Origin of the sequence: Rhodococcus sp. H29-C3, assembly GCF_030063405.1 — a bacterium.
Lineage (GTDB): Bacteria > Actinomycetota > Actinomycetes > Mycobacteriales > Mycobacteriaceae > Rhodococcoides.
The window spans coordinates 1-760 of the sequence record NZ_JASITC010000068.1; the positions used below are offsets into that span (position 1 = coordinate 1).

The window sequence follows — 760 nt, forward strand, 5'->3', positions numbered from 1 at the left end:
CGCCACCAACCGGGCCACCATGTCCACGGCATCCTTCTTCAATTCCGCCGAGTACCGCTTCGATCCTGCTGCCATGAGGTTTCATCTTTCCCTGAGACGAACCCTCCGGAAACACCGGGACGGATCAGTACCCGCAAATCCGTTCGGGACTATGGAATCGCGCCCGTACAGTGGCGCCCAGAGTCCACCAAACACAGGAGAAATCGTGCGTTTGTCCACCCGCAACTCCGTTACCAGGGAGCCGTAGAAGAGATCGGGCTCGCCGTGGGCACCACCACAACCGTCCTGGTGAAGTCGACCGACGTCATGCTTAGTGTCGAGTAAGCCGGTGCCGGTCCGTCGACGGCCACCGCGGCGGCGGTGATGATGCGCCACTTACACGACACTCCCCGCCTGAAGCTTCATGATCGAAGAAGCGGTCGAGGATCGGTGGTGACCGAACCGTCAACACACACGTGTTGGTGCGAATAGAGTGGCCACCCACCATTTGGCCTCCTGGCAGGTGCACGGACCGGCAGATACTGATCCGTCCCGGTGTTTCCGGAGGGTTCGTCTCAGGGAAAGATGAAACCTCATGGCAGCAGGATCGAAGCGGTACTCGGCGGAATTGAAGAAGGATGCCGTGGACATGGCGGCCCGGTTGGTGGCGCAGGGCGATACCGAGTGGGCGGCGATGCGCAAGACCGCGGATTTGCTCGGCGTGGGTGCCGCTGAGACCGTTCGCCAGTGGGTTCGGAAGGTGCCCGTCGACGGCCCGGGC

Annotated in this window: 1 pseudogene; it reads left to right on the forward strand. The window is 62.1% G+C overall.

Annotated features, from left to right (window positions below):
- Positions 1-574: 574 nt before the first annotated feature.
- Positions 575-760, forward strand: a pseudogene (locus QMK32_RS25205) (IS3-like element ISMyma3 family transposase); the annotation flags it as partial.